At 49.7% G+C, this 26,077-nt stretch carries 22 protein-coding genes; 15 read left to right on the top strand and 7 right to left on the bottom strand.

What is annotated here, in order from left to right; translation table 11 throughout:
• Positions 1 to 75 precede the first annotated feature (75 nt).
• Genes ubiV through ubiT form a run of 3 tightly spaced genes read right to left on the bottom strand, consistent with a single transcriptional unit; the run spans position 76 to position 2,611 of the window.
• Positions 76 to 990 carry a ubiquinone anaerobic biosynthesis protein UbiV gene (gene ubiV / locus CRO57_RS07460; protein ID WP_097153274.1) on the bottom strand — a complete coding sequence of 305 codons (915 nt, stop codon included), beginning with the start codon at positions 988 to 990 and terminating at the stop codon, positions 76 to 78.
• A gap of 20 nt (positions 991 to 1,010) precedes the next feature.
• Positions 1,011 to 1,991 (bottom strand): ubiquinone anaerobic biosynthesis protein UbiU, encoded by a 981-nt coding sequence (gene ubiU, locus CRO57_RS07455; RefSeq protein ID WP_097153273.1) that lies wholly within the window; start codon positions 1,989 to 1,991, stop codon positions 1,011 to 1,013.
• Positions 1,992 to 2,035: 44 nt separating this feature from the next.
• On the bottom strand, positions 2,036 to 2,611 hold the full coding sequence (ubiT, locus tag CRO57_RS07450) for a ubiquinone anaerobic biosynthesis accessory factor UbiT (protein ID WP_097152658.1): 576 nt from the start codon (positions 2,609 to 2,611) through the stop codon (positions 2,036 to 2,038).
• 374 nt (positions 2,612 to 2,985) lie between these two features.
• Between ubiT and CRO57_RS07445 the strand changes: the two genes are divergently transcribed.
• A complete protein-coding gene (locus CRO57_RS07445) occupies positions 2,986 to 3,504 on the top strand; it encodes a PAS domain-containing protein (RefSeq protein WP_097152657.1) in 519 nt (172 codons plus the stop codon).
• Positions 3,505 to 3,583: 79 nt separating this feature from the next.
• Here CRO57_RS07445 and CRO57_RS07440 read toward each other — a convergent pair whose 3' ends face one another.
• Positions 3,584 to 4,876, bottom strand: a complete 1,293-nt coding sequence (locus CRO57_RS07440) for a molybdopterin molybdotransferase MoeA (protein ID WP_170955985.1) — start codon at positions 4,874 to 4,876, stop codon at positions 3,584 to 3,586.
• 419 nt (positions 4,877 to 5,295) lie between these two features.
• Between CRO57_RS07440 and guaB the strand changes: the two genes are divergently transcribed.
• From guaB to CRO57_RS07410, 6 genes are all read left to right on the top strand, one after another.
• Entirely contained in the window at positions 5,296 to 6,795 is a 1,500-nt protein-coding gene (gene guaB, locus CRO57_RS07435) for an IMP dehydrogenase (RefSeq protein ID WP_097152655.1), read from the top strand.
• 406 nt (positions 6,796 to 7,201) lie between these two features.
• Positions 7,202 to 8,497, top strand: a complete 1,296-nt coding sequence (locus CRO57_RS07430) for an RsmB/NOP family class I SAM-dependent RNA methyltransferase (protein ID WP_097152654.1) — start codon at positions 7,202 to 7,204, stop codon at positions 8,495 to 8,497.
• 172 nt (positions 8,498 to 8,669) lie between these two features.
• Positions 8,670 to 9,233: a MarR family winged helix-turn-helix transcriptional regulator gene (locus tag CRO57_RS07425; RefSeq protein WP_097152653.1), complete on the top strand. Its 564-nt coding sequence runs from the start codon at positions 8,670 to 8,672 to the stop codon at positions 9,231 to 9,233.
• Between the two features lie 411 nt (positions 9,234 to 9,644).
• Positions 9,645 to 11,192, top strand: coding sequence for a glutamine-hydrolyzing GMP synthase (guaA, locus tag CRO57_RS07420; protein ID WP_097152652.1), 1,548 nt, complete (start codon positions 9,645 to 9,647; stop codon positions 11,190 to 11,192).
• 91 nt (positions 11,193 to 11,283) lie between these two features.
• On the top strand, positions 11,284 to 11,625 hold the full coding sequence (locus tag CRO57_RS07415) for a TfoX/Sxy family protein (RefSeq protein ID WP_097152651.1): 342 nt from the start codon (positions 11,284 to 11,286) through the stop codon (positions 11,623 to 11,625).
• A gap of 19 nt (positions 11,626 to 11,644) precedes the next feature.
• The gene (locus CRO57_RS07410) at positions 11,645 to 12,325 is read left to right on the top strand and encodes a DUF2461 domain-containing protein (RefSeq protein WP_097152650.1); all 681 of its coding nucleotides are present in this window, start codon (positions 11,645 to 11,647) and stop codon (positions 12,323 to 12,325) included.
• Positions 12,326 to 12,728: 403 nt separating this feature from the next.
• Here CRO57_RS07410 and CRO57_RS07405 read toward each other — a convergent pair whose 3' ends face one another.
• Together CRO57_RS07405 and CRO57_RS07400 are read right to left on the bottom strand one after the other, a co-directional pair.
• Positions 12,729 to 13,214 carry a L,D-transpeptidase gene (locus tag CRO57_RS07405; RefSeq protein ID WP_097152649.1) on the bottom strand — a complete coding sequence of 162 codons (486 nt, stop codon included), beginning with the start codon at positions 13,212 to 13,214 and terminating at the stop codon, positions 12,729 to 12,731.
• 128 nt (positions 13,215 to 13,342) lie between these two features.
• Positions 13,343 to 13,693: a TraR/DksA family transcriptional regulator gene (locus tag CRO57_RS07400; RefSeq protein ID WP_097152648.1), complete on the bottom strand. Its 351-nt coding sequence runs from the start codon at positions 13,691 to 13,693 to the stop codon at positions 13,343 to 13,345.
• 561 nt (positions 13,694 to 14,254) lie between these two features.
• On the opposite strand from CRO57_RS07400, the gene CRO57_RS07395 reads away from it, so the two are divergent.
• The 8 genes from CRO57_RS07395 (at position 14,255) to gltX (ending at position 24,745) form a co-directional block, all read left to right on the top strand.
• A complete protein-coding gene (locus CRO57_RS07395) occupies positions 14,255 to 14,827 on the top strand; it encodes an NnrU family protein (protein WP_097152647.1) in 573 nt (190 codons plus the stop codon).
• Between the two features lie 232 nt (positions 14,828 to 15,059).
• Positions 15,060 to 15,878: a 3-methyl-2-oxobutanoate hydroxymethyltransferase gene (panB, locus tag CRO57_RS07390; RefSeq protein WP_097152646.1), complete on the top strand. Its 819-nt coding sequence runs from the start codon at positions 15,060 to 15,062 to the stop codon at positions 15,876 to 15,878.
• 264 nt (positions 15,879 to 16,142) lie between these two features.
• Complete coding sequence (locus tag CRO57_RS07385) at positions 16,143 to 16,829, top strand: tetratricopeptide repeat protein (protein WP_097152645.1); 687 nt, start codon at positions 16,143 to 16,145, stop codon at positions 16,827 to 16,829.
• Positions 16,829 to 18,196 (top strand): outer membrane protein assembly factor BamB family protein, encoded by a 1,368-nt coding sequence (locus CRO57_RS07380; protein ID WP_097152644.1) that lies wholly within the window; start codon positions 16,829 to 16,831, stop codon positions 18,194 to 18,196. The genes CRO57_RS07385 and CRO57_RS07380 overlap by 1 nt, the downstream gene beginning before the upstream one ends.
• A gap of 131 nt (positions 18,197 to 18,327) precedes the next feature.
• Positions 18,328 to 19,788 carry a ribosome biogenesis GTPase Der gene (gene der / locus CRO57_RS07375; protein ID WP_097152643.1) on the top strand — a complete coding sequence of 487 codons (1,461 nt, stop codon included), beginning with the start codon at positions 18,328 to 18,330 and terminating at the stop codon, positions 19,786 to 19,788.
• Positions 19,789 to 20,102: 314 nt separating this feature from the next.
• Positions 20,103 to 21,485 carry a class II 3-deoxy-7-phosphoheptulonate synthase gene (locus tag CRO57_RS07370; protein ID WP_097152642.1) on the top strand — a complete coding sequence of 461 codons (1,383 nt, stop codon included), beginning with the start codon at positions 20,103 to 20,105 and terminating at the stop codon, positions 21,483 to 21,485.
• 188 nt (positions 21,486 to 21,673) lie between these two features.
• The gene (locus CRO57_RS07365; protein WP_097152641.1) at positions 21,674 to 23,350 is read left to right on the top strand and encodes an NAD+ synthase; all 1,677 of its coding nucleotides are present in this window, start codon (positions 21,674 to 21,676) and stop codon (positions 23,348 to 23,350) included.
• A 54-nt stretch (positions 23,351 to 23,404) separates the two neighbouring features.
• Complete coding sequence (gene gltX, locus CRO57_RS07360; protein WP_097152640.1) at positions 23,405 to 24,745, top strand: glutamate--tRNA ligase; 1,341 nt, start codon at positions 23,405 to 23,407, stop codon at positions 24,743 to 24,745.
• Here the strand turns inward: gltX and CRO57_RS07355 are convergent.
• Entirely contained in the window at positions 24,705 to 25,832 is a 1,128-nt protein-coding gene (locus CRO57_RS07355; protein WP_097152639.1) for a DUF2865 domain-containing protein, read from the bottom strand. The two genes, gltX and CRO57_RS07355, sit on opposite strands and share 41 nt — an antisense overlap.
• Between the last annotated feature and the right edge of the window lie 245 nt (positions 25,833 to 26,077).

The raw sequence follows: 26,077 nt of genomic DNA, 5'->3' as shown, positions 1-26,077 counted from the left end.
GAGCTCCATGCATGTTTATGGCTAACGGGTACCAGATGATCTGGTGCCCGTTTTTTATTGTTTGGAATTCGCTTTTTAGACTGCCAGGGATTCGGCAACCTGCTTCATACCGGCCTGACCATGGACAAATCCATTGATGAAGTGATGACTTGGCATCTCTTTCTCCATGGCTTTGTGGGCTTCAATCGCCTCTACCTCTCCGGCCAATAGTGAGCGGAAGATTTTGGCAACTGCAATCATGTCTCCGGTATGAGGGGACAGGCGGAAGGCACCTATACCCATCTTTGCAAGGTCAGGTAACTCCTCAAGCAAGAGCTGACTGCCATAAGACATGGTTTGAATACCATTGACGGCGAGGAATGGCTGACCGGTGAGACTGTTGACATCACGTCCATCCAGATCCTGATCGCAAACGAAGCGGCAGCTATCCTTGGACAGCTTGTTTAGTCGGGCATGATAGCAGCGGGCAGATAGAGCCAGTGGCAAACGGCCAAAGACTTGCAGTTCGTAAACGGGATCTGGCGCAGCCTTGATCAGTTTGGATGCGGTTTCTGCAGAAAGCTCTGTCGGGAGAACAAAGCGAGTGGCACCCCGCTTGCTCAAGGCTTCGATGCTGTCTTCATTATAGAGATTGATATAGGGACCGATGACATGCTTGCGACCCTTTAGAAAGGCCAAGGCGGTCAGATCGTTGGCTTCGACCATCCATTCGTCCTGGTCGCATTGGCCAGACAACGTCTTGCGCTCCGGTTTTGTAGTGACCAGCGCAAGGGTCGAGAGAACGACCTTTTTACCAGCGGACTCCATGCGCTCCAGAATATCTGGTAGGACGGAATCGCGAAATGGCAGGCGTTTGGAACAGACCGGTTCGCCAATATAGATGAGATCAAAATCGCTCTCGTCGGCCATGCGGAAATAGAAATCGCGCCACATTGCTTCTGGCCAATTGAAAAGACAGGGACCGAGGGTCAATTCTGGTTTGTTGTTCATGAGTTTGGGCCCGCTTTTTGTTATCGCCATGTTTTCTGATAGGAGCCTTTGGTGCTCTTCTGTCCCTCAGTCAGAGGGGCGAGCAGATTTTCCAGTGGTACATTCTCACCGCTTGCAAGGGCATCGACTGCTTTGCGAAAGCTTGAAACCACTTGCGCCATATAGGCTTTGCCGCGCTGGCGGCCTTCAATCTTCAAGGCGGTGACGCCTGCCTTCTGCAAAGCTGGAAGCAGATGAGCGGCGTTGAGGCTAACCGGGTCTTCGAACACATATCCGGTGACACCGCCAGACTCGAAACGTCCCTTGCAAAGGGTTGGATAGGCAGCAGCTTCGCCTTTTGGATATTGATTGATGGTGATACCGGATAGCGAGCTTTCCAAATGGTCGGAATGCTCTTCATAGCTGACATCGCCAGGAGGAGAGCAAACCCCGTTCATATTCGGGCTTTTACCAGTACAGTAGGATGAAAGGGCACAACGTCCCTCGGCCATGACGCAAAGGCCACCAAATATGAAGACTTCTGTCTCGCAGCTAATCTCGGTATTTATGGTCGAGATTTCCTGGACTGTCAGTACGCGAGGCAGGACAACGCGTTTCACGCCAAACTCTCTTGCATAATAATTGACCATGTCCGCATTGGCTGCGGCTGCCTGAACCGAGAGATGCAAGCGTAGATCCGGATGGGTACGAGCTGCATAATCAAGCATGCCAAGATCGGCGAGGATGACGGCATGGGCACCCGATTGGGCAACATCATCAATAGACTTTTTCCATAGATCAGTCTTTCCCGCCTGCGCAAAAGTATTGATAGCCACCAGAACATTGGAAGCGTGATCGGAAGCGTATTGAATGCCGCGCTGGAGTTCCTTTAGTGAAAAGTTCAAGCCGGGGAAGTTTCTTGCATTGGTCTCATTGCGAAAGCCGCAATACACCGTGTCTGCTCCCGCATCAACTGCTGTGCGCAGGGCCGCTGGTGTGCCTGCTGGGCAAACCAATTCCATCGGTTTTACAATCTGGTCTGGCATTTCGGTCTCTTATCTGGCGGTCAGGAAGGATAGGGGCCGTGCATCTCACCCATGCTATCCATGGAATTGTCGGGGGATGCTTTTTTTCTTCGCAAATGGTTCATGAGGGTCTTCGCCCCATTTTCTACCGGGCGGCTGAATGGACCTGTCAGCTGGGCAATCTGATAGAGGAAGTCGATCTCGGCATCATCCAAAGCGTTGCGCAGTGCTAGGACTGCTTCGGTATCACCCTCAATGCTCAGATCACGGGAAAAGAACAGGGCATCGCCATCTTCTTCGCCATCCAACAAGTTGAGCAGCGAGAGAATAGGTGCCTTGACCAAGACATCTCGGTTTGGAAAGGCATTCAGAGAGCGGGATAGGCGCAATTGGACATGTTCATTTTGAAAGGACAAGCCTGCTATCCAATCCAGATCCGTCGGGACGATGACATAGGATTTGTCGGCATATTCGTCCAAACGATCAAAGAATTCCGGATGCTCCTTGGCAACCCGGTCTGCTGTCTTCGAAATCAGGCGCTCCAGTGGTGCAAGGGGCAGGAATTTTGTCATGTGAGCAACATAAGAGGGCAAGCGCCGGGCGGTCATGTTGGTCATGCTCTGTCTCCATCCTGTTCCGGTTCAGCTGCCGGTTCTGGGCCAGTTCTGACGAGCCAATGACTCGATTTTGATTCTCTTGATTTGAGACATCTGGCTTATCCAGCCTGTCATGCCAAATATGACAGAGGGATGGATTGATTAAGGTCATGCCCGGATGTGCTAAATTGGCGCAAGTATTAATGCTTATTTTTTAATATAATAAGTATTGAAGTAATAATTCCGAATTGGAATTTGTTAGTTATATATTTCTAACATAATATTCAATATATTCTTGTCTGTTATTTTTGTCGAAAGTCAATTTGGTTTTTAAAATATTTATTGTATCAGGGTGGCGGGCGTCTTTTTATTTTCTGGAGGAGAGTTTTGCCATTATGGGCGATGAAGTATTTTTTGATCCAGGTGAAGTCATCATATCTAAAACTGATTTGAAGGGGCGCATTACATACGCAAATCGATCTTTTTGCAATATTGCAGGCTACGAACTAAAAGAACTAATGGGTGAGCCACATAATCTAATACGCCATGAAGATATGCCGCGGGCAGTATTCAAGTTACTATGGGACACCTTGGATGCCGGTAATGAAGTCTTTGCGTATGTGAAAAATGCAACCAAATCTGGTGGTTTTTATTGGGTTTTTGCCCATGTGACCCCTACATTTGGGGCGGATGGAGGCGTGATTGGTTATCATTCCAGTCGTCGTTGTCCAAACCGTGACTTAATTACATCAACGATTGAACCGCTATACAGACAATTGGTTGCGATTGAACAAAAACCCGCCAATCGAAAGGAAGGGCTTGAAGCCTCTTCTGAGCATTTGAGCTCTGTTGTCAGCACTCATGCACGTACCTATGCAGAATTCATCTTCAAGTTGACGCATGCTGCCGCCTGATTGAGTTTGTCGCAGTGCAGATACAAAAAACCTTCCGAACGGATGGTTCGGAAGGTTTTTTGTTGTTTTGACAATGATATCAAAGCTCAAAGGCGCTATGGAAAGGATAGAAGTCCAGAAGATCAGCTTCTCTGACGCCTTCAGCAGAAATGGGAAGAGCAGCCAGTCCATCTGCATTGATCAGGGGACGTAGGCGGGCTGAGCCTCCTCGGCCGATTTTTTCAAGTTTTGGCAAGCCGTCCGGACTTTCACCGATGATCCTGACAGGAACGAATTCCAGTCGCTTGCCGCCTTTTGCGGTAGAAAAGGCGGCTTGGCCTTTGAGTGGTTGTGGGTGATTTGCCATTCCAGCGATATGGGAAAGTGCTGCCTGTGCGAAAAGCAAATATCCCACCAAGGCGGCATAAGGGTTGCCGGGCAGGCCAACGAAAATACAGTCCTTGATCCGGCCAAAACCAAGTGGTTTTCCTGGTTTCAGGCGGATTTTCTTGACTTCAAAATTGCCTGCTTCAGCGGCTACCGCACGGCGGATATAATCTTCATCACTGACGCTCATCCCGCCCGATGTCAGCAGCAGATCGTGATCTTCTGCCAGTGATGCAATTGAGCTTTGGATGGTTTCAAAGTCGTCTTTGACCGGACGATGCAAGGTCAAATCGATATGGGGTTGGCTAAGCAGTGCGACCAGCATTGGCGTGTTGGAATCGTAGATGCCGCCGGGAGGAAGCGGTGCACCCGGCTGATTGAGTTCAGAGCCGGTTGCAAGCAAGGCGACACGAATAGGGCGAGTAACGGTAAGTTCTGCCAATCCAGATGCAGCAGCGATGGCGATATGGCGCGTATCGATCTTTGCACCTTTCTCGATTATCACGGAGCCTTTGGGAACATCTTCGCCTGAGAAGCGGATATTGGCATTTTTCTCGGGAATGAACGGAAAGGATGCTTGGTTTTCATCTTCAGATAGAGTGGTGTCTTCCTGCATGATAACCGCATCAGCCCAATCGGGCAGACTTGCTCCGGTGAGGATACGGATGCAGACGCTATCAGGAGCAATCTTTTCTGGATTGTCTCCAGCAGCGACACGTCCGGTGATCGGCAGGGAATAGGGTGGTTCGCCCTGCATGGCATTCAGCCTTACTGCATATCCGTCAACGGCGGAATTGTTGCTGACAGGTAGAGGAATGGCGCTTTTGACGTCTTCTGCCAAAATACGTCCTAATGTTTTTCCCAGTTGCAACTTCTTGGCCTGGTTTAGAGGCTGGACCAGATTTGCCATGCGCTCCAGGGCTTCATTCAAGTCGGTCAGGGGCAATTTTTCGACATCTTCCCTGTCGCAGGCAGAGCAGCAAGAGTGGGGGGAATGGTTGCTCATGATTTCTCCGTCGGGTACAGCATCTTGCCATGCATCAATGCTGATCTGGTTTGGCATGACTTTTAGCACATCATGGGGGAGGGTGCCTATGCTACCAATCAGCCTAGAATTCTTGCAGGTATGAGCCTTGATCTTCATCAACGTGACATCAATGCCTATGAAGAATGAACCGATATTGTCTGGATGATGCTGAAACGGCAGCAAAAAAAGTGGTTATGAGGACAATAAAGGCTCTATGCAACGGCGGACAACCATGGTAGTCACCAGCGTCAACTTCTAATAAAAATACCCTGAATCGTCCCGGGCCTGTTTGTATTATCTGAAGCAGGGAACGGGTCGGTTTTTTGTATCCTTTTGGCACCGTGTTTGTTTCGGCTCTCCTTTTGAAGCCTCCAAACCAAACTCTTGAGGTAGTTGGCATGGCCACGATTCTTGAACCCTCCACCGGCCGCGAAGCTCTGACATTTGATGATGTTTTGTTGCAACCTGATCATTCGACTGTGATGCCAGGTGAGGTGAATATTTCCACCAATGTGACCAAGGAAATTGAGCTTAGTCTGCCAATTCTTTCTTCAGCCATGGACACAGTATCCGAGGCGCGCATGGCCATTGCCATGGCACAGGCAGGGGGCATGGGTGTGATCCATAAGAACCTGTCCGTTGCTGAGCAGGCCGAACAGGTTCGGCAGGTCAAGAAATTTGAAAGTGGCATGGTGGTCAATCCTCTGACCATTACACCTGATTTCACCGTTGCTGAAGCAAAAGCGCTGACCAAGGAACATGGTTTCTCCGGGGTGCCGGTTGTCGAGGGAACCAAGGATGGTGAAAAAGGTGGCCGTCTGGTTGGTATTCTGACTCATCGTGATTTGCGCTTCGCACAAGACCCGGATCAGCGTGTCTATGAATTGATGACCCGCGATAACCTGGTAACTGTTACAGAGCAGGTTTCTCAAGAAGAGGCCAAGCGCCTTTTGCACCAGCATCGCATCGAGAAGCTTCTTGTGGTGGATGACAAATATCGCTGTACTGGTCTGATCACTGTGAAGGATATCGAGAAATCCCGTCTCAACCCCAATGCGTGTAAAGATGCGCAAGGCCGTTTACGTGCAGCTGCTGCCTGTTCTGTGGGTGATGCTGGTTTTGAGCAAGCAATGGCTCTGATTGATGCCGAGGTTGACTTGCTGGTTGTTGATACTGCGCATGGTCATTCTCAGGCTGTTCTGGATGTCGTCTCTCGCATCAAAAAAGCAAATAGTGCAATTCAGCTTGTGGCTGGCAACGTTGCTACCCGTGACGCGACCAAGGCGTTGATCGATGCTGGTGTTGATGCGGTGAAGGTCGGGATTGGTCCAGGCTCCATCTGTACAACTCGTATCGTTGCTGGTGTTGGTGTTCCGCAGCTCACTGCAGTTATGGATTGCGCGGAAGAAGGCGAAAAGGCTGGGATTCCGGTGATTGCCGATGGTGGTATCAAATTCTCTGGTGATCTGGCGAAAGCTCTTGCTGGGGGTGCACGTGTTGCCATGGTTGGCTCGTTGCTGGCTGGGACCGATGAAAGTCCGGGCGAAGTTTATCTCTATCAGGGCCGTTCCTTCAAATCCTATCGTGGTATGGGTTCCGTTGGTGCCATGGCACGTGGGTCTGCCGATCGTTATTTTCAGGCTGAAGTGCGTGATAAACTGAAATTGGTGCCCGAAGGTGTCGAAGGCCAGGTGCCGTATAAAGGTCCTGTTTCTGCGGTTCTGCACCAGCTTGCAGGCGGGCTTCGTGCTGCCATGGGATATACCGGTTCTGCAACACTGGAAGATTTCCGCACTCGTGCCAAATTTGTGCGTATTTCCTCTGCCTCCTTGCGTGAAAGTCACGCCCATGACGTGACCATCACTCGTGAGAGCCCGAACTATGGCGGCGTCAGCTAGGCTGGCTGAAAATTGGTTTTGAATTGTCGATCCCGGTCAGTTTTGTAAATTGGCCGGGATTTTTTCTTCTCGATAACCCTGTAGGCAGGGATCTCTTGGACTATCCGGGGGATTCAGATCGGTGTCATAGATTGCGATCTGGCCCCAGTTATCATTACTAGCGGTATTCTGAAGATCAAAGATCATCGCTTGCACTCTGTTCATTAGGATTGAACTTCCAGGTTGTTGTGATTGATATGGCTGAAAACCTGATCGTTATGGCCATCAAATGGGTGTTTTCGGTGTTAAACCGTGCCTTTTTCAAAAGAAACGAAAAATCTGCTTGAGTCTCAGACGCTATTTCATGCTATCAGCCGTGCAACAAATGCGTTCGAGCGGACGTGTGATTGATGAATGGGATTGAAACATGAAACTTGGCGGGCGAATTCAGGCGGCAATTGAGGTTTTGACCGAGGTTGAGGAACGCAAGCGTCCTGTAGGGGAGGCTTTGAAGGATTGGGGGCGGTCTCATCGCTTCGCTGGATCCGGGGATCGTTCTGCTATTGGCAATATTGTTTATGATGCTCTGCGTCGCCGCTCTTCTCATGCATGGAAAATGGAGGCAGAAACGCCGCGTGCTTTGGTTTTGGGAACCATGGCTTTTGATTGGGGTGAGAATGCTGACAAACTGATGGCGACCTTTGCGGATGACAATCATTCTCCTGATGCCTTGAGTGAAGCGGAGATTGCCGCAATCAATGCTGCTTCCATGAAAGATGCCCCTTTCTGGGTGAAAGGGGATATCCCGGAGTGGGTGGCGCCCGCTTTCCTCGAAAGCTTTGAGGATGACGCTTTGCTGGAAGCCAAGGCTTTTGCACAACGTCCCCCGGTTGATATTCGTGTGAATAGTCTGAAGGGCTCGATTGAGAAGGTTGAGAAGGAACTAAGCCGTTTCAATCCGCAACGTGTCAAGTTGGCGCAGGATTGTTTGCGTTTTCCTGCAGGGCGGGGAGCGTCTCGTCAGCCTAACATCCAAGGTGATCCTGCTTTCCGTAAAGGTCTGTATGAAATTCAGGATCAGGGCAGTCAAGTGGTTTCCCGCTTGATCTTTCCGCAAAAGGGCGAGCAGATTCTCGACTTTTGTGCCGGTGGCGGTGGCAAGACACTCGCTATGGCGGCGCAAATGGAAAATAAAGGTCAGATCTATGCCTATGATGCAGATGCCTCCCGCCTTGCACCCATTGTTGATCGACTGACGCGGGCAGGGGTTCGCAATGCGCAAACCCGTACGCCGAATGATGGGGCATTGAATGATCTGATTGGACGTATGGATCGTGTGATTGTTGATGCGCCTTGTACTGGTACCGGTACTTGGCGTCGCCGTCCGGAAACCAAATGGAAGTTGACCGAGGATCAACTTGCCAAACGCGTGGAAGAGCAGCAGTTGGCATTGGCACAAGCGCGTGAATTTGTCCGTCCCGGTGGTTATCTGGTCTATATCACCTGCTCTGTTCTACCTGAAGAAAACGAAGAGCAAATATATCGTTTCATTGAAAACAATCCAGACTATGAATTGGTTTCTGCCGGTGAGGTTTGGCAGGATATGTATGGATTTGATTCACCCAAACCATGGTCATCAGATATGATGAGTGTTACGCTAACTCCGGGATCTACGGATACTGACGGCTTCTTTTTCTGTGTTTTAGAACGTAGACCCGAATAGAATAGTTCACATAAACAATGCTTTGTGAAAAACTCAATTCCAATGAATTGAGTTTTTTTCTTTTTGGATCTATGAAACTCATATGTAGAATTTATTCGGGTGGTCGCTGATTGTCAGCGATTGCAGAATCGGATTATCTTTCTTTCTGGAACATTACAAGGGAAATGAAGTGATGGCGAAGCTGGATGATGCCTTTCAGGTTTCCATGTTTGACAGCTTGCCTGATATGGCACCTCCTGAGACTGTTGAGCCAGAAGACAAAAAGCCAATCAAGGCTGCGAAGAAAAACAAGGCCTCACTGGCACCTTTGGCAGCTGAAGAGGCCTTTACACTTGAAAATTTCCTTCCCTATCGCATTCTTGCCGGAGCTCAGTCCATATCTCGTCGGATTTCCAAAGTGTTGCTTGATGAGTGGGATATGAGCCTTGCCGAATGGCAAGTTCTGGCTTCACTTTCTCGCGAGGGAGCAGTCTCTGTGCGTGAGGTTGAACCGAAGACCTTGCTTGATACCGTTGCGGTATCGCGTGCTGCCAAGCGTCTGACTGATCGTAAATTTCTCAAGCGCGATGTGAACAAGCAAGACAAGCGTCTGGTTGTCTTGAAGCCGACCAAAAAGGGACGTGACATCGCTGCTGCTATTGGTCTGAAGGTCATGGAACTGGAAGGCGAATTTCTTAAAGGTATGAATGTTCAGGATCGTATCCGTCTTTCTCAGTTGCTCAAGACCCTGTCTTAGAAGTTTGGGACGGGAACGGATTTTCAAAGCTATCCCCGAAGATCGACTGCCTTTGGGCCGAGATCATTCCATGCTGGTGGATCCCGGTTTTATTTCCCAGAGTAAAATCTTGTTGGTGACTGACGCTCGTCCACATCCATCTGATATATGCAGCTATCTGTCAGATGATGATGGAGGCAAATGCATGGAACGGTTTGTGTGATTTTGATGCCATTATGTGCCTTACTGTTGGAATTACGGAAATGCCGGGTTGGAAAACCCGGCATTTTTTCTTTGAGGGGCATGGAATCGGCTTTGGGGTGATTGCCTTCTGCAAGGCTTCGTCCTAAGACCTTATTTTAACGAGATCACCCTGCCGGACTTTCAATGGGGCTGGTCGGGGTGGTTCATACAGCAAGGGTAAAGGGACATATGGCAGATAAGATCCTTATTATTGATTTTGGTTCGCAGGTCACCCAGCTGATTGCGCGTCGTGTGCGCGAAGCTGGTGTTTATTCCGAGATTGTTCCTTTTCAGAGCGCTGAAAAAGCCTTCCATGAGATGAAGCCAAAGGGCGTCATTCTTTCTGGTGGTCCAGCATCAACCACCGAAATGGGTTCGCCACGGGCTCCTCAGGCGGTGTTTGAAGCTGGTATCCCTGTTCTTGGCATTTGCTATGGCGAGCAGACCATGTGTGCTCAGCTGGGCGGTGTGGTGGAAAGCTCCGATCATCGTGAGTTCGGCCGCGCTTATATCGACATCAAGGAGAAGAGCGAACTCTTTGCCGGTGTCTGGGACGTTGGAACCCGTCATCAGGTTTGGATGAGCCATGGTGATCGCGTTGCTTCCCTTCCAGACGGCTTCGATGTGATTGCTACCTCCGATGGTGCGCCATTTGCTGCCATTGCAGATGAGGACCGTCACTTCTATGCGGTTCAGTTCCATCCGGAAGTGGTGCATACACCAGATGGCTCCAAGCTTTTGTCCAACTTCGTGCATCACATTTGTGGTTGTGCAGGTGACTGGAGCATGGCGCAGTTCCGTCAGCAGGCAATTGACAAAATCCGCGCACAGGTTGGTGATCGCAAGGTGATTTGTGGCCTGTCTGGTGGTGTCGATTCGTCTGTTACCGCTGTTCTCATTCATGAAGCTATCGGTGATCAACTGACTTGCATCTATGTTGATTCAGGTCTTATGCGCCAAAATGAGAGCGAGCAGGTCGTTGGTCTGTTCCGCGAGCATTTCAACATCAAGCTGGTGCATGTGGACGCCAGCGAGATCTTTATTTCTGCTCTGGAAGGTCAGACCGACCCTGAACGTAAACGCAAGATCATTGGCGGTCTCTTCATCGATGTGTTTGAAGATGAAGCCAATCAGATTGGTGGCGCTGACTTCCTGGCACAAGGCACGCTTTACCCAGATGTGATCGAGTCTGTTTCCTTCACTGGTGGACCTTCGGTTACCATCAAATCTCACCACAATGTGGGTGGTTTGCCAGAGCGAATGAATATGGAACTGGTTGAGCCACTTCGCGAGCTGTTCAAGGATGAGGTTCGCGCACTTGGTCGCGAGCTTGGGTTGCCAGACAGCTTTGTCGGTCGTCATCCATTCCCTGGACCTGGTCTTGCCATTCGTTGTCCCGGCGGTATCTCTCGCGAGAAACTGGATATCCTGCGTCAAGCTGATGCGATCTATCTGGATGAGATCCGCAAAGCTGGTCTTTATGATGCCATCTGGCAGGCATTTGCAGTTCTGCTGCCGGTTCAGACCGTTGGTGTTATGGGGGATGGCCGGACCTACGAATTTGTCTGTGCTTTGCGTGCTGTGACGTCTGTCGATGGAATGACTGCCGATTTCTATCATTTTGATATGGACTTCCTGTCCAAGGCAGCAACCCGCATCATCAATGAGGTCAAAGGCATCAATCGCGTGGTCTATGATGTGACTTCCAAACCACCCGGAACCATTGAGTGGGAATAAGCTTTTAGCTACCTGATCAGAGATTTTTGAAAGGTGCGTTGTCTAGGCAATGCGCCTTTCTTTTTGTTAGGCTGCAAGTCGGAGGAATGCCATGGCATATGATGAAGAGGTTGCGGATCGATTTCGAAATGCCATGCTTGGGCTGCCCGACGTTTCCGAGAAAAGGATGATGGGCGCGCTTTGCTTTTTGCTCAATGGAAATATGATCGGCGGAGCCTTTCGAACGCGGGAAGGGGTGCCCAGTTTTCTGTTTCGTGTGGGCAAGGATAATGAAAGTGAAGCTTTGAGCCGCCCTCATGCTTCTGTCATGAATAATGGCGGACGTCGCATGGGTGGTTTCATCATTGTACCTGATGAGATGTGCGATGATGAGGCGCTGGCCGGCTGGGTAACGTTATGCTTGAGTTTTGTTGGCAATTTGCCGCCGAAATAATGAGGAGCGAGGGAAGACTATGATATCGGATCAATCCAGCTTTGCTTTTCCGGAAGATAGTGCGAGGTTTTTGGCAGACTTGAAGGCCAATAATGACAAAGTATGGTTCGCCGAGAACAAGAAGCGCTATCAGGATATCATTCAGGCACCCGCTAAGGAATTTGTCAGTCATGTCGAAGAGCTACTTCGGGAGCGAAGCGGTTTGGTGCATCAATCTCGCATTTTCCGTATCTATCGTGATCTTCGTTTCTCCAAGGACAAGACACCTTACAATACGCATTTGCATATCTCTTTTTCGCCACTGGAACGTTGCCAGGAAGGGCCCGTTTGGTTCTTTGGTCTTGAGGTGAACCATCTGGTTATGGGGTGTGGTCAGTTTGCTTTTGCCAAGGATGTGCTGACCGCTTATCGGAATGCGGTTTTGGACGGACGAGGAGAACAGTTGCAATCCATAATCGAAGAATTGAAAGCAGTCGGTGGTTGCATACATGAACCAGACTTGAAACGTATTCCTCGAGGTTTTGATGCTGAGCATCAACGGGCCTCTCTTTTGCTGCATAAAGGCCTGTCTGGTTGGATCGATATGGATGTGAATGATGCCAGTTTGCCCGGCCTGGTTTCCAGATTAGGAAAAAAAATGAATGATTTACAGCCACTTTATAATTGGCTTGGCAACTTGACGGATGATCAATTGGTTTAAGGCGTCGAGATGATTGATATTACAAAAAAAGCGCGCAGTGCCGGGGAGGAACGGCGATTGCGCGCTTGAAAAGAGCCTTGGAATGCCTTGGGAGGAAATCGGCAAAAGGCTCTATTTTGATTTGAAATCTATCTGGCTGTATCAGATTTTTGATGAACGAACTTTTTTCGCATCATCAAGCTTAAGCCATGTAAAAGCACAAGAAGAAAAGCAGCTTTCACGATAAAATCCAGCATGCCCTATTCTCCTTTTGCTTAAAACTTATTTCAAATTTTATCTAATTGTTTCTCATTGCTGTAAACAAAATATGAATACGCATAAATAAAGCGCCACTTTCATATGAAAGGGCGCTTCTTTATCTGGTATGGTTAAAAAACAATTAGCGAGGTTGGTTTTTTGCTTGTTAGCGTTGGATAGTAATTCGTGTATTACGCGGGCCGTTATTTCTTACGAGCTTAAAGAGTTTGCGTGCATTGTTCGGATGTAGGCGAATGCAGCCATGAGAGGCAGGACGTCCCAAGCGTTTGATCTGATTGGTTCCGTGAATTGCATATCCGCCATAGAAGAAGATTGAATGTGGCATGGGAGAGCCATTATATTTCTTTGAGAAATATCGGCGATGCATACGGGTGGGGCGATAATTGCCAACCGGTGTTCTATATCCCCGTCTTGCGGTCGAAACCGGCCAGCTATGACGGGTGCGGCCATTGATCAGCACTTTCATTTTTTGTTCGGAAAGGTCAATTTTCACGCGTACATTCCCCGCTGTAGCGTATGTGCTGCCGGCGGGAAGCAATGCACATGAAAGCAGGGTGGAAAGGGCGATAGGTGTAATGGTGTTTTTTGCTTTGCGGAGATGAAGTGCAAGAGAATTGATAAGGGTCCGCATAGATGTAAACCTCCCAACAATATGCAGTTTTGTAATATAAGATCAGTATAGCAGTTTTGGGTCAGTGGTTGCACAAAGTCACGAAAAAGTGTGTACTTGGGTTAATCTACAAATGTAAGGGGCTTTGCTCAATCTTCGTTTTGGGAGCCGTCACAGTTCGGGCAAAGGGATTTGGCAGGATCCTGCTCCAGTTGGGTCAGAGGGATTTTGGCATCACATTTGATGCAATAGCCGAAATTGCCGTTTTCCATGCGATCAAATGCTCTTTCAATCCTCAATAGGTCTTGTTCATTGAGAAATCTGATCGCTTTTGCCTTGGCACGTCCTTGCAAATTGTTCATGCGGACCAACCTTCTGGAATTGTCGGAATCAAGCCTTTTGACACTGCATGGCGACAAAGATGTCAGATGTGCATCCTTTTTTATCTCAATACGATGATCCGCGAGTAGATCCAGTGCAATCTTGAGTGGAACAGGCATGGTTGGCTCCCTTCGGACAGTGAGAGGTTGGGCGATCCTTTCGCAAAGTCTTGTGCGCGATTATTTGGTCATTTCATTCACGACATATGTTGTTGCCGTCTGGAGAAATGTAAGGTGGAAAATTAGGTTTCCCAAAGGTAAGCATCGCCTGTCTTGAAGGCGACGTCAATCTGTTTCAAAAAAGACAATCAGGAATAGAGGACCTACATAGTGGTAATTTGTAGATGCCGGGTCTGAGGGGGGAGGAAAGACTAAAAAAGATCAACCTTGTAGGGGCAATACAAGATTGATCTTCATCAGTTTTCAAGGTCTGGAACAATTCGCCAAGAGCGAATTATATGGTAGGTATAATACCGTATTATCCCGGATGTGACAAAACACGCTTTTGTGAGAAAGGGGATTCATGAGAATATTTCTCATAAAACAGGCTGATATTGACTTGGGACAAGTTCAAACGGCTCTGGATTGCTATAGCTAGGTCAGATAATCGTTGTGGGTCAATTATGACCGGGTCGAGCAGTCGTTGCCAACATATCTGGTCTTTACGGTTGAGGTAGGACTATGACCTTTCTAATTCTCGGTATCATTCTGTTTCTTGCCATTCATTTGGTGCCGCAGTTCCCTGATCTGAAAGATCGCTTTGTAGATAAAATCGGCATGACGGGATATCGCGCCTTGCACGGAGTGATCGCGCTTGGTTCTGTTGCCCTGATTGTCTATGGCTATTTCGAAAGCCGTAATGATCCGGTGATTATCTGGTACCCGCCCTTCTGGACCCGTCATCTGGCGGCAACCCTGATGATCATTGCATCCATTCTGGTGTTTGCGGCTCCTTTTGCTGGGAAGATCAAGGAAAAGCTTACCTCGCCGCTATCCGTTGGCCTGAAGCTTTGGGCTTTGGCACATTTGATCGGCAATGGCACCTTGGGTGATATTGTTGTCTTTGGATTTTTCCTCGCCTTTGCTGTTTCCTATCGTATCTCTCTGAAGAAACGTATCGCAGCCGGACTTGTGAGTGTACCGAAGGGACGCTGGATCAATGATGTCTATGCCATTGTGCTTGGTTTGGCGTTTTATGTTGTCATGGTGCTCTGGGCGCATGAATGGGCGTTTGATGTGAGCCCAATCATGTAAGGGAATGGCAGTCCGCAGTTTGCCTGTCTCACGAATATTGAAGAATTGCTTCGGATTTCAGCGCCTTTTGTTTGGGCTTTTTGTCTTAATTGTGCGCAATCGCGGTTCAAATCGTTGCTGAAATGTGCTTATAAGCCAAACCAACCCCGCTTGTGCTCAGTTTGAGCCTATCGACTAGGCGGGATGATCAGAAGAGGGGCGGATAGGCAGAGCGCTTAATCCGAAGCATCATATGTCAGCACAAAACCAGCAAAGACGTATTTCGACTACCGATATCCTGGCGCAGAAGGGCGGTGATCCGATTGTTGCCCTCACAGCTTATACTGCGCCGATGGCCCGTTTGCTGGATGCGCATGCGGATCTGTTATTGGTGGGTGACTCTGTTGGTATGGTGTTGCATGGCATGGAGACCACGCTTCCTGTGAGTGTCGATATGATGGTCATGCATGGGCAGGCGGTGATGCGCGGCTCTCAGAAGGCTTTGGTTGCTATTGATATGCCGTTTGGGTCCTATGAGGAATCACCACAACAAGCCTATCGCAATGCGGTTGATATCATGCAAAGGACGGGTTGTACGGCGATCAAGCTGGAAGGTGGTCGACATATGGCACCAACTATCGCCTTTCTTACATCGCGTGGTGTTCCTGTGATGGGGCATATCGGTCTGACACCGCAAGCCGTGCAAGTGGATGGTGGCTTCAAGGTGAAGGGGCGTGATGAAGAACGATGGACTGAGTTGGAAGCCGATGGTCTGGCTGTTCAGGATGCCGGTGCTTTCTGCGTGGTGCTGGAGGGGATTGTTGAACCGCTCGCTGCACGAGTGTCGAATGCTCTGACCATTCCAACGATTGGAATCGGTGCTTCTTCTGCTTGTGATGGACAGATTTTGGTCAGTGAAGATATGCTTGGTTTTGCGCAACGCGTGCCAAAATTTGTCAAACGTTATGCTGAGGTTGGCCAAATGATTGATGAGGCTGTTGGGCACTATGCAAGAGAAGTGCGAGATCGTTCATTTCCAGGCCCAAACCACGTCTATCAAAGCAAAAAATAGAGATTTTGTTATAGCCAGTTACAGGAGGTGGGAAATGCCACATCTTTGTCCCATTCTCGCCGCAATGGCTGTGCAGAGCTAGTGCGAACCTTCTCCAGCTTGTTAAAGTTGGTAACAAGGCAGTGCTGGCCGTGATAATCTATGCATTTGATCTGTGCTGACAATTGCCTCATGATCCACTTCGGGCTAATGTCCGGCCAATTGTGAATATTAAGTGCCGAATAGGCTGGCCGTCTGCTTTGGCCGATATGCAAGCGAGGAACGATGTCAGAATCTGATTTTATCCGCGAGGTTGATGAAGAACTCCGTGATGAACAGCTGAAAAAGGCTTGGGACAAATTTGGTCCGATTGTCATTGGTTTTGCGCTTTTGATTGTTTTGGCAACAGCTGCCAACAAAGGTTGGGACTATTGGAAATCCTCTCAGGCGGCGCAATCTGGTGATGCGTTCCTGTCTGCTCTGGTCTTGTCTGAAGAAGGTAAAAGCACTGAGGCCATGATGGCTTTGCAAGGCCTTGAAAAAGACGGCACCGGTGGTTATCCGGTCTTGGCAAAAATGCGTATCGCCGCCGAAATTGCCAAGGCAGGCCAGGTTGACGAAGCCATCGCGCAGTTTGTGGCGCTGGCAAGCGATAGTAGCCTCGATAAGAATGTGCAGGATCTGGCCCGTTTGCGTGCTGCCGGATTGCAACTTGATCAAGGCAAGGCCGATGAGGTTATTCTGCAATTGACATCCATGATGGACGGCAGTGCATTCCGCCATTCCGCGCGTGAACTTGTTTTGCTTGGGTATCTTGAAAAAGGTGAATTCGACAAAGCGATGCCGATTGCGGAGCGCGTTGTGCAAGATGCTGAAAGTCCGGCTCCTTTGCGTCAGCGTGCTGAAGTTTATGTCGCGTATATCCGCTCACAGATTGGTGGTACCAAGACAGAAGCCAAGGAGGCAAGCTAATGTCATTTGGTGACAATGAAGTGAAGGACAGAACAAAGGCAAATCGCTTGCGGTTTGCTTCTGCACTACTCTTGGTGAGCTTCGTGGCCGGTTGTTCGTCCGTCTCTGATCTTATGGATGGTGCCAACCCATTTGCCAAGGAAGACCCTCCGCTGCCAGGTCAGCGTACTGCTTTATTTTCCGCTAGTGCTGGCGCGGTGAAAGAGGATACCAGCCCTGTTTCCATTGCAGGACCTGTTTCCTATGCATCCTGGTCGCAGGCTGGTGGCAGTGTTGGTAATAATCCTCCTCACGCGGCTTTTTCCGGTCAGGGACAGAGTGTCTGGTCGGTGTCAGCTGCGATCAAGGGTGGTAAAACGGATGAGCGTAGCGGATCTCGCCCTGTTTCCTTTGGTGGTCGCGTCGGGGTTTATAGCCCTGATGGTCAGGTTTCAGTCTATTCCAGTGCAAATGGTGGACGCCTCTGGTCTACCAATGTGCGTCCGCAAGGCGAAGATGATATAGCTCTTGGCGGTGGCATTGCCATGAACGGCACCGGTGTATATGCAGCAACAGGTTTTGCAAAACTGATTGCATTGAGTGCATCCAATGGACGTCAGGCCTGGTCCTTCGATCTGGATTCGCCAGCACGTGGGGCACCGGCTGTTCGTGGTAATCTTGTTGTGACAGTGACTGCTACAAACTCTGTTTATGCCGTTGATGCGTCAAATGGAACCGAGGTTTGGGCCTTCAATGGTATTCCGGAAGGGGCAGGGCTTTTGGCTGCTGCGTCTCCGGCCATCGTTGGGGATCGGATTTATTTTGCAGGATCTTCTGGTGAGATTGTTGCACTAAGCGCGAAGACCGGCGAAATGCTCTGGTCGGATACCATTGTTCAGGGCAATCGTCGTTTTGCAATTTCTGGAATTTCAGATATTTCTGCCAGTCCTGTCGTGGCTGATGGTGTTGTCTATGTGGTCAGTGTTGCCGGTCATATGGTCGCGTTGCGGGCCAAGAGTGGCGAGCGTATCTGGGATCGTTCCATCGGTTCTGCCCACACGCCTGTTGTTTCGGGCAATACCGTCTTTGTGCTGGATCTGGATGATCGGGTCATTGCACTCAATCGCAAGACCGGGAAAATCCGCTGGTCAAATCAGCTTCCCTCAATTAGAAAGAAGAAAAAGCGTTCGGCTTGGGCTGGGCCTGTGCTGGCTGGTGGCTCCCTTTGGTTCTCCTCCAGCGAAGGACAATTGGCTGGTATGAGCCCATCCAATGGCCAGATGACTGTTACGCGGGATATCAAAGATCCAATCTTCATTGCCCCTATTGCGGTAGGTGGTAAATTGATCGGATTATCCGGCAGTGGTCGCCTGATCGCTTTCCGTTAGAATTGGTCGGTTCGCCGGATGTGATAATCTGGCAACCTTGACTTGAATTCGATTTGAAACAAGACCTGTGTAGGCCCCGAAAGTACCTTACGTGCTTTGCGGGGCTTGATGCATTGTTAGGTTCGACAGATATGAAACTGAATGTAGCCATTGTCGGGCGCCCAAATGTGGGTAAATCGACCTTGTTCAATCGCTTGGTGGGCAAGAAGCTGGCTTTGGTCGATGACCGACCGGGTGTTACGCGTGATCGCCGTGAGAATGAAGCCAAGCTTGGTGATCTGCTGATCAATATCATTGATACGGCTGGTCTGGAAGTGGCGGAAGAAGATGCTTTGGAAACGCGGATGCGTCTGCAGACTGAAGAAGCGATTTCGATGGCGGATGTCATCTTCTTCATGATCGATGCGCGCACGGGCCTGACGCCGATGGACGAATATTTCGCCAATATGGTGCGCAAATCAGGCAAAACCACAATTCTTCTGGCAAACAAAGCAGAGGGCAAGGCAGCAGATGGTGGTTTTTATGAGGCCTTTTCGCTTGGCCTTGGTGAACCTATTGCTGTCTCCGCCGAGCATGGCATTGGAATGGCTGATCTGTATGAAGTTCTGGTCAAGCATGAAGAAGAGCTGATTGCTGCCAATGGTGGTGTCGACCCCCATGAAGAAGCTCTTCTGAGTGCAGATGAAGGACCCGCTGTTGATGTCGCAATCGAGGGGGAGATTGAGGATGAGGCAGAAAATATTCTTCCTTATGATCCGTCCAAACCTCTTCGTGTTGCAATCGTCGGTCGTCCGAATGCTGGCAAGTCAACTTTGATCAACCAATTGATTGGTGAAGACCGTCTGCTGACTGGCCCTGAAGCTGGCATTACGCGCGATTCCATTTCAGTGAATTGGGAATTCAATGACCGCAAATTCAAGCTGTTTGATACTGCTGGAATGCGCAAGAAGGCTCGTGTTCAGGAAAAATTGGAAAAGCTCTCCGTCTCGGATGCTCTACGCTCCATTCAGTTTGCAGAAGTGGTTGTCGTGACGCTGGATGTGACCAAGCCGTTCGAGAAACAGGATCTGCAGATTGCTGATCTGGTTGCTCGTGAAGGGCGCGCCATTGTGATTGCGCTGAACAAGTGGGATCTGATTGAGAACCATCAGGAAAAGCTTGCAGAAATGCGGGAAAAAGCCAATCGATTGCTGCCGCAGATGCGCGGTGTGCCGCTTATTCCGATCTCTGGTCTGACGGGTAAGAATTTGCCACGATTGATGCAGAATATTCTGGATATTTATGATGTCTGGAATATTCGCATTTCTACGTCCCGTCTGAATCGTTGGCTGAATAATGTGGTTGGTCATCATCCACCTCCAGGTGCTGGTGGTCGTCGGATCAAGATCCGCTATGCGACCCAGATCAAGGCTCGTCCACCGACCGTTGCAGTTTTCTGTTCGCGACCGGATGCTTTGCCTGACAGCTATACGCGCTATTTGCTCAATGACTTTCGCGATCACTTCAAGGTGCCTGCAGTACCGGTTCGAATGCTGATGCGTAAAGGAGACAATCCTTATGCTGCCAAGGCAGCAAAGCGCAAAATCCACTAATTGACGGATGAAGCCGGACCTCTCCATGAAGGGGTCGGCTTTGTCAATTTGGGTCTGAGTTGGTTCCTGTGGATCAAATCTTCCATATCATGCGGTCAAACTCGTGTTTTGTGACCAAGTGATGACGCAATTTGTTATTTTTTTGCAGAAAGATCGGTAGAAACTGCTTGTGCCTATGTGTATAACAACATTCTTGATCATGCATGGCTTTGCGCGTTTTCGTCTTTTCGGCGGTTTGAATGCAAGAATTGTGCATGTTTGTTGATTTGTGCCAAATAAAATTTGGTAATTCAGTAAAGTAAGAAGAGGCTATTATGAGCAAGACTTGGAGCCCGGAGAGCTGGCGATCAAAACCGATTGTACAGGTGCCGGAATATCCCGACGCAGAGGCAGTAAAATCTGTTGAAGGTCGCCTTGCCACTTATCCGCCTTTGGTCTTTGCTGGCGAGGCCCGTAAATTGCGCAAGCAATTGGCGCGGGTTGCAGAAGGGGATGGTTTCCTGTTGCAAGGTGGCGATTGTGCTGAAGCCTTTGCGGAGCATCACCCGGACAATATTCGCGATTTCTTCCGAGTGTTCCTGCAAATGGCGGCGGTTTTGACTTATGCTGCCGCATCTCCTGTGGTCAAGGTTGGCCGCATTGCAGGGCAGTTTGCCAAGCCGCGTTCCTCGCCGACAGAGACTGTTGACGGTGTGGAATTGCCAAGCTATCGCGGCGACATCATCAATAATATGGGTTTCACGTCTGAAGATCGTATTCCTGATCCACAGAAAATGGTTATGGCTTATCGCCAGTCAGCCGCAACACTGAACTTGCTGCGTGCCTTTGCACAAGGTGGTTTTGCCAATCTCGATCATGTTCATCGTTGGACTATGGATTTCCTGAAAGACAGCCCGCAAGGCAGCCGTTATCAGGAGCTGGCTGATCGTATTACAGAAGCACTGGATTTCATGCGTGCTTGTGGAGTGGACCCTTCTCAGACCGAAAGCCTGCGTTCGACAGATTTCTACACCAGCCATGAAGCATTGCTGCTTGGCTATGAAGAAGCCTTTACCCGCGTTGATTCCACGTCTGGCGATTTTTATGCGACCTCCGGCCATATGCTTTGGATCGGTGATCGTACCCGTCAGATCGATCATGCACATGTGGAGTTTTTCCGTGGGATTCAGAATCCTATCGGTCTGAAATGTGGTCCAAGTTTGCAACCCGACGATCTACTGAATCTGTTGGATGTCTTGGATCCAAACAATGAAGCCGGTCGTGTGACCCTGATCACTCGTTTTGGTGCGGACAAGGTGTTTGATCATCTGCCTGCTTTGGTCAAAGCGGTCAAACGGGAAGGGCGCAAGGTGATCTGGTCCTGTGATCCAATGCATGGCAATGTGATCAAGGCGGCCAATGGCTACAAGACCCGTCCTTTCGATCGCATCCTGAAGGAAGTTGAGAGCTTCTTTGCCGTCCATCGTTCCGAAGGCACCTATGCTGGTGGTATCCATGTGGAAATGACCGGCAAGAATGTTACCGAATGTACCGGTGGCGCGCGTGCGATTTCAGAGGATGAACTCTCTGCTCGCTACCACACACAGTGTGATCCACGCCTCAATGCTGACCAGGCACTTGAGTTGGCTTTCCTGATTGCAGAAAATATCAAGAAAGAGCGTGCTGATCGTCAGGCACAGGAGCGTCAGGCATCTTAATGCATGCTTGAAATGTTCTGAAGCGTTGAAGTCCGGTTCCATTGGGGCCGGGCTTTTCTTTTTTGGGGTTAGAAAAGTGCGAAGGTGTGCGCAACTGGCGGCTGGTTGTTCCATCTACACTTTGGGTTGGATTATCTTTGACTCAGCCATTATATCTTTGCAGTGCGAGAATGTGTTTGTCGCCAATAATGAAGGACCGGATAGCCGTGACAGATAAACTTGTTTTCAGTCTTGCCCAGCTCAATCCCATATTGGGGGATTTGAAAGGCAATTTGGAAAAAGCCAAAGCTGCCCATGTCAAAGCAGTGGAGCAAGGAGCTGACCTGCTTGTTTTGTCCGAATTGTTCATCTGTGGTTACCCGCCAGAGGATCTGGTACTGAAACCTGCCTTCCAGCGTGCTTGTCGTCGCGCTGTTGAGGAGTTGGCCAAGGCCACAGCAGGTGATGCACCTGCCATATTGATTGGTACGCCTTGGGAAGAAGCAGACAAGCTCTATAATGCTGTTTGTTTGCTCGATGATGGCGAGGTGAAAGCTGTTCGCTACAAGGTGGACCTGCCCAACTATGGCGTCTTTGATGAAAAGCGGGTTTTTGAGCCGGGACCATTTCCAGGCCCCATAGGTTTTCGTGGTGTTCGTCTGGGTGTACCGATCTGCGAGGATATATGGGATAGTGAGGTCTGCGAATGTCTGGAAGAGACGGGAGCAGAGATGCTTATCGTCCCTAATGGTTCGCCCTATATTCTTCAAAAAAGCGATATTCGCCAACAGGTTGCCATTCAACGGGTAGTGGAAACGGCTTTGCCACTTGTCTATCTCAATCAGGTTGGCGGGCAAGATGAGCTGGTCTTTGATGGTGCTTCCTTTGCGTTGAACGGGGATCGATCCCTTGCCATGCAAATGAAAGGCTTTGTGGAAGACCAAGTTATTCTTGTGGCAGAACGTGGCGATGAGGGATGGACACTTTCCGGGACTGTTGAGCCACAAGCAGATAAGGATTCCAATGTCTGGTCCGCCTGTATGCTGGGCTTGCGCGATTATGTGAACAAGAACCGATTCCCGGGTGTGGTTCTGGGCCTTTCCGGTGGTATCGATAGCGCCATTTGTGCTGCATTGGCGGTTGATGCGCTTGGTCCAGAGCGGGTGCATTGTGTGATGCTGCCTTATCGCTACACCTCCGAAGAGAGCTTCAAGGATGCGGAAGATTGCGCCAAGGCTCTTGGGGTGCGTTATGACACTGTGCCAATCAAGGAACCGGTAGAAGGCTTCATGTCGGTTCTCTCGGATATGTTTGAGGGTACTGATAGTGGTGTGACGGAAGAGAATTTGCAGTCCCGTTCTCGCGGTACCATCTTGATGGCCATTTCCAACAAGTTCGGTGACATGGTTGTTACCACTGGCAACAAGTCCGAGATGTCAGTGGGTTATGCGACACTTTATGGCGATATGAATGGTGGCTTCAACCCCATCAAGGATCTGTACAAAATGCAGGTCTATCACCTGTCTGCCTGGCGCAATGAAAACAAGCCTGCAGGTGCCATGGGGCCGGATGGAGAGGTGATCCCATCCAATATCATCTCCAAGGCGCCAACGGCGGAGCTTCGCGAAAACCAAACGGATCAGGACAGCTTGCCGGATTATCCGGTGCTGGACGACATTCTGGAATGTCTGGTGGAGAAGGAAATGGCGGTGCGTGAGATTGTCGGCCGTGGACATCCGGAAGAGCTGGTTCATCGCATTGAGCATCTGCTTTACATCGCAGAATATAAGCGTAGACAATCTGCGCCAGGTGTAAAGCTGACCGAAAAGAATTTTGGTCGGGATCGTCGTTATCCCATCACCAATGGCTTTAGAGATCGCGGATAAATCTACGTTTCAGGCCTTTAATGAACATATATAGACGATAGAGAAGAGCTGAAAATGGCTGAAATCGTACGGTTTGCACCGTCTCCGACTGGTAATATTCATATTGGCAATGCACGGACCGCCTTGATCAACTGGCTTGTTGCCGTGAAGAGCGGTGGTGAGTTCATTTTGCGCTATGATGATACCGATGCCGAACGTTCCCGTCAGGAATATGCCGACGGTATTGCAGTGGATCTTGATTGGTTGGGCATCAAGCCACATCGCGTCGAGAAACAATCTGCTCGCATGGCTTCTTATGATGAAGTGGCGCAGAAGCTAAAAGACATGGGCCGGCTTTACCCTTGCTATGAGACTGCCGATGAGCTGGATCGCAAGCGTAAACGTCAGCGTGCTCGTGGTTTGCCACCGGTCTATGATCGGGCTGCTTTGAACCTGACAGATGAGCAGAAAACTGCTTTCGAGGCAGAAGGTCGTAAACCCCACTGGCGCTTCCTGCTGGATCAGGAGACCGTGAGCTGGGTTGATGGTGTTCGCGGTGAACAAAGCATTGAATGTGATAGTGTTTCCGATCCGGTTCTGATCCGTGGCGATGGTACCTATCTCTATACACTGCCATCTGTCATTGATGATATTGATATGGGTGTGACCATGGTGATCCGTGGGGATGATCATGTGACCAACACCGCTGTACAGATCCAACTCTTCCAGTTGTTGGCTGGTAAAGTGCCAAATTTCGCACACCATAATTTGCTGACTTCTGCTACCGGTGAGGGGCTCTCCAAGCGTCTTGGTTCCTTGTCTTTGCAGTCCATGCGTCAGGATGGTTATGAGGCTCTGGCAGTTGCCATTTTTGCTGTGATTATCGGTACATCAGAGCCGGTTCAACCGCTTGCTGACATGCAGGCATTGGCTGATTTGTTCGCTTTGGACAAAGTTTCTCGTAATGCATCCAAGTTTGATATGGCCGATCTTGGTCCATTGAATGCACGTCTTCTGCATGAAAAGAGCTTTGATGAAGTGAGCACTCGTCTGGAAGCTGACCAGGTTGGCGGAGACGAAGCCTTCTGGCTGGCCATTCGCGGCAATATCGAAAAACTTGGGGATGCCAAAGAGTGGTGGAACATTGTTGAACAGGGTTTGCCTGCTGATGCTGTGTCCAAATCAGATGACGATGCTGATTTCTATGCCACCGCCAAATCACTTCTGCCAGCCGAGCCATGGGATAACACAACCTGGAAGGTTTGGACGACAGCGGTCAAGGGTGAGACGGGGCGTAAGGGCAAAGGCCTGTTCATGCCACTTCGTGTGGCTCTGACCGGGCGTGGTCATGGGCCGGAGCTTGCAGCATTCCTGCCTATTCTTGGCTACCAAAGAACTTTGGACCGACTATCCTGATAGAACGACCATCCGCAGCTTGGACAAGTTTCTTGTCCGAGCTGACCTCGGGTGGTTTGTAAGGATTGAACGGAATTCCCTGCAATTGAGCTTGTTGGGTATCCGGGTCTATTGAAAGGTCAGGCTTTGGCATCGGAATGGGTACCAACGGACCTGATCGGGCAGGTGTAAGTGGTTGGCTGGATTTCAAAGTCGGTAATCTTTGGCTTTGAGGCAAATCGCTTTTTGTGAGACTGGTCAACTCGCTTTGAGGGCGCTGGCAGCTGCATCCTTTAACAAACTCGGTGCGATATTTAAAAGCCGTATCCAAGCTCCGGTAGGGTTCGCCCTGTGGGGTGCGCATATCCTCTGGGCTTTCGCCAGGATTGCTGTAGACATAAAGACGGGAATTCGTGCCGGGACAATTGGCTTGGCATATATCAGCATCGCGAGCAAAATTGCCACGCGTTGTCGAGAAACTGACGGGGAAGAAATAGCCGTCGCATGTGCGCACACAGACTGTGCGGTACGTGCCGACTTGTGGCATATCAAAATTGCGGTTATCTGGTTCGCGTAGTGTAGGTTGACCGAAGAGTGCCCCAAACAGGCCGCGACGCTGGCGTGTCGGGCGGTGATCTTCGAAAGCGGCATATTGATCGCCGCAGCGTGCGTTGGCCAGTTTACGGGCAACAGCAGCTTTTTGGGCTCCGACATCCGTTGGAGCATTGAAGCGGCTTCGTTTTTTTTGCAATTTTGCCATGTTGCGCTTCATTTTGTCGATGCGCTTCATAAGTGATGGGCAGGTGGCTTTGGGTTGCCGGCGGAACAGAAAACCACCGCCCAGACAACCATCCCGCTTGGCGGTACGCATTGCAACATCAATCTGTGCTTGTTGCTTATGGACGGCCGCGTCATATTTGGCAAAGTTGCGTGCTCCACGGGAATTGCCTGAGCGCTGCAGTCGGGCCAACTGACCTTCCAATTGCGCGCAATACCGGGCTTTCTTCTGGGTTTTGCTTTGTGCATGGGCGGATATGGTACCCAGCACCGGGACTGCAAGCAGGCTACACAGTACAAGAACAAGGGCTGAATGTCTGTGTCGTCCCATGGTCAATCCAAATATGCTTTTCGGTTCTAATGTGGCAATTGATCAGCCAAATCCGTCGTGAACAGGCGTTTGGATGTTTGTTCAACTCTGTCTCAGAATCACACCCAATTGAGGCAAAATTATTGTTGCTTCCCAAGCATAGGTCAAATTTTCAATGGCTGCCCATGCTGTACTCCAACAAAAAAAGGGAATTTCGATCCTGGCTTCTGTACCTGTCAGTGAAAGCTGGTGTCGATCTCATCACA

The organism is Cohaesibacter gelatinilyticus (assembly GCF_900215605.1).
Lineage (GTDB): Bacteria > Pseudomonadota > Alphaproteobacteria > Rhizobiales > Cohaesibacteraceae > Cohaesibacter > Cohaesibacter gelatinilyticus.
The sequence above is the reverse complement of the archived record's forward strand: the minus strand, read 5'-3'. Positions and strand labels throughout refer to the sequence as shown.

Bases quoted from the DNA above. Each gene is read 5' to 3' on its own strand.
- CRO57_RS07415 (WP_097152651.1), top strand. From the start codon at position 11,284: ATGGCATATGATGAAGAGGTTGCGGATCGATTTCGAAATGCCATGCTT.
- CRO57_RS07440 (WP_170955985.1), bottom strand. From the start codon at position 4,876: ATGAGCAACCATTCCCCCCACTCTTGCTGCTCTGCCTGCGACAGGGAA.
- ubiT (WP_097152658.1), bottom strand. From the start codon at position 2,611: ATGACCAACATGACCGCCCGGCGCTTGCCCTCTTATGTTGCTCACATG.
- CRO57_RS07405 (WP_097152649.1), bottom strand. From the start codon at position 13,214: ATGCGGACCCTTATCAATTCTCTTGCACTTCATCTCCGCAAAGCAAAA.
- CRO57_RS07355 (WP_097152639.1), bottom strand. From the start codon at position 25,832: ATGGGACGACACAGACATTCAGCCCTTGTTCTTGTACTGTGTAGCCTG.
- CRO57_RS07430 (WP_097152654.1), top strand. From the start codon at position 7,202: ATGAAACTTGGCGGGCGAATTCAGGCGGCAATTGAGGTTTTGACCGAG.
- guaB (WP_097152655.1), top strand. From the start codon at position 5,296: ATGGCCACGATTCTTGAACCCTCCACCGGCCGCGAAGCTCTGACATTT.
- CRO57_RS07370 (WP_097152642.1), top strand. From the start codon at position 20,103: ATGAGCAAGACTTGGAGCCCGGAGAGCTGGCGATCAAAACCGATTGTA.
- gltX (WP_097152640.1), top strand. From the start codon at position 23,405: ATGGCTGAAATCGTACGGTTTGCACCGTCTCCGACTGGTAATATTCAT.
- ubiU (WP_097153273.1), bottom strand. From the start codon at position 1,991: ATGGAATTGGTTTGCCCAGCAGGCACACCAGCGGCCCTGCGCACAGCA.
- CRO57_RS07365 (WP_097152641.1), top strand. From the start codon at position 21,674: ATGAAGGACCGGATAGCCGTGACAGATAAACTTGTTTTCAGTCTTGCC.
- CRO57_RS07400 (WP_097152648.1), bottom strand. From the start codon at position 13,693: ATGCCTGTTCCACTCAAGATTGCACTGGATCTACTCGCGGATCATCGT.
- CRO57_RS07380 (WP_097152644.1), top strand. From the start codon at position 16,829: ATGTCATTTGGTGACAATGAAGTGAAGGACAGAACAAAGGCAAATCGC.
- ubiV (WP_097153274.1), bottom strand. From the start codon at position 990: ATGAACAACAAACCAGAATTGACCCTCGGTCCCTGTCTTTTCAATTGG.
- der (WP_097152643.1), top strand. From the start codon at position 18,328: ATGAAACTGAATGTAGCCATTGTCGGGCGCCCAAATGTGGGTAAATCG.
- CRO57_RS07425 (WP_097152653.1), top strand. From the start codon at position 8,670: ATGGCGAAGCTGGATGATGCCTTTCAGGTTTCCATGTTTGACAGCTTG.
- CRO57_RS07385 (WP_097152645.1), top strand. From the start codon at position 16,143: ATGTCAGAATCTGATTTTATCCGCGAGGTTGATGAAGAACTCCGTGAT.
- CRO57_RS07410 (WP_097152650.1), top strand. From the start codon at position 11,645: ATGATATCGGATCAATCCAGCTTTGCTTTTCCGGAAGATAGTGCGAGG.
- CRO57_RS07445 (WP_097152657.1), top strand. From the start codon at position 2,986: ATGGGCGATGAAGTATTTTTTGATCCAGGTGAAGTCATCATATCTAAA.
- CRO57_RS07395 (WP_097152647.1), top strand. From the start codon at position 14,255: ATGACCTTTCTAATTCTCGGTATCATTCTGTTTCTTGCCATTCATTTG.
- guaA (WP_097152652.1), top strand. From the start codon at position 9,645: ATGGCAGATAAGATCCTTATTATTGATTTTGGTTCGCAGGTCACCCAG.
- panB (WP_097152646.1), top strand. From the start codon at position 15,060: ATGTCAGCACAAAACCAGCAAAGACGTATTTCGACTACCGATATCCTG.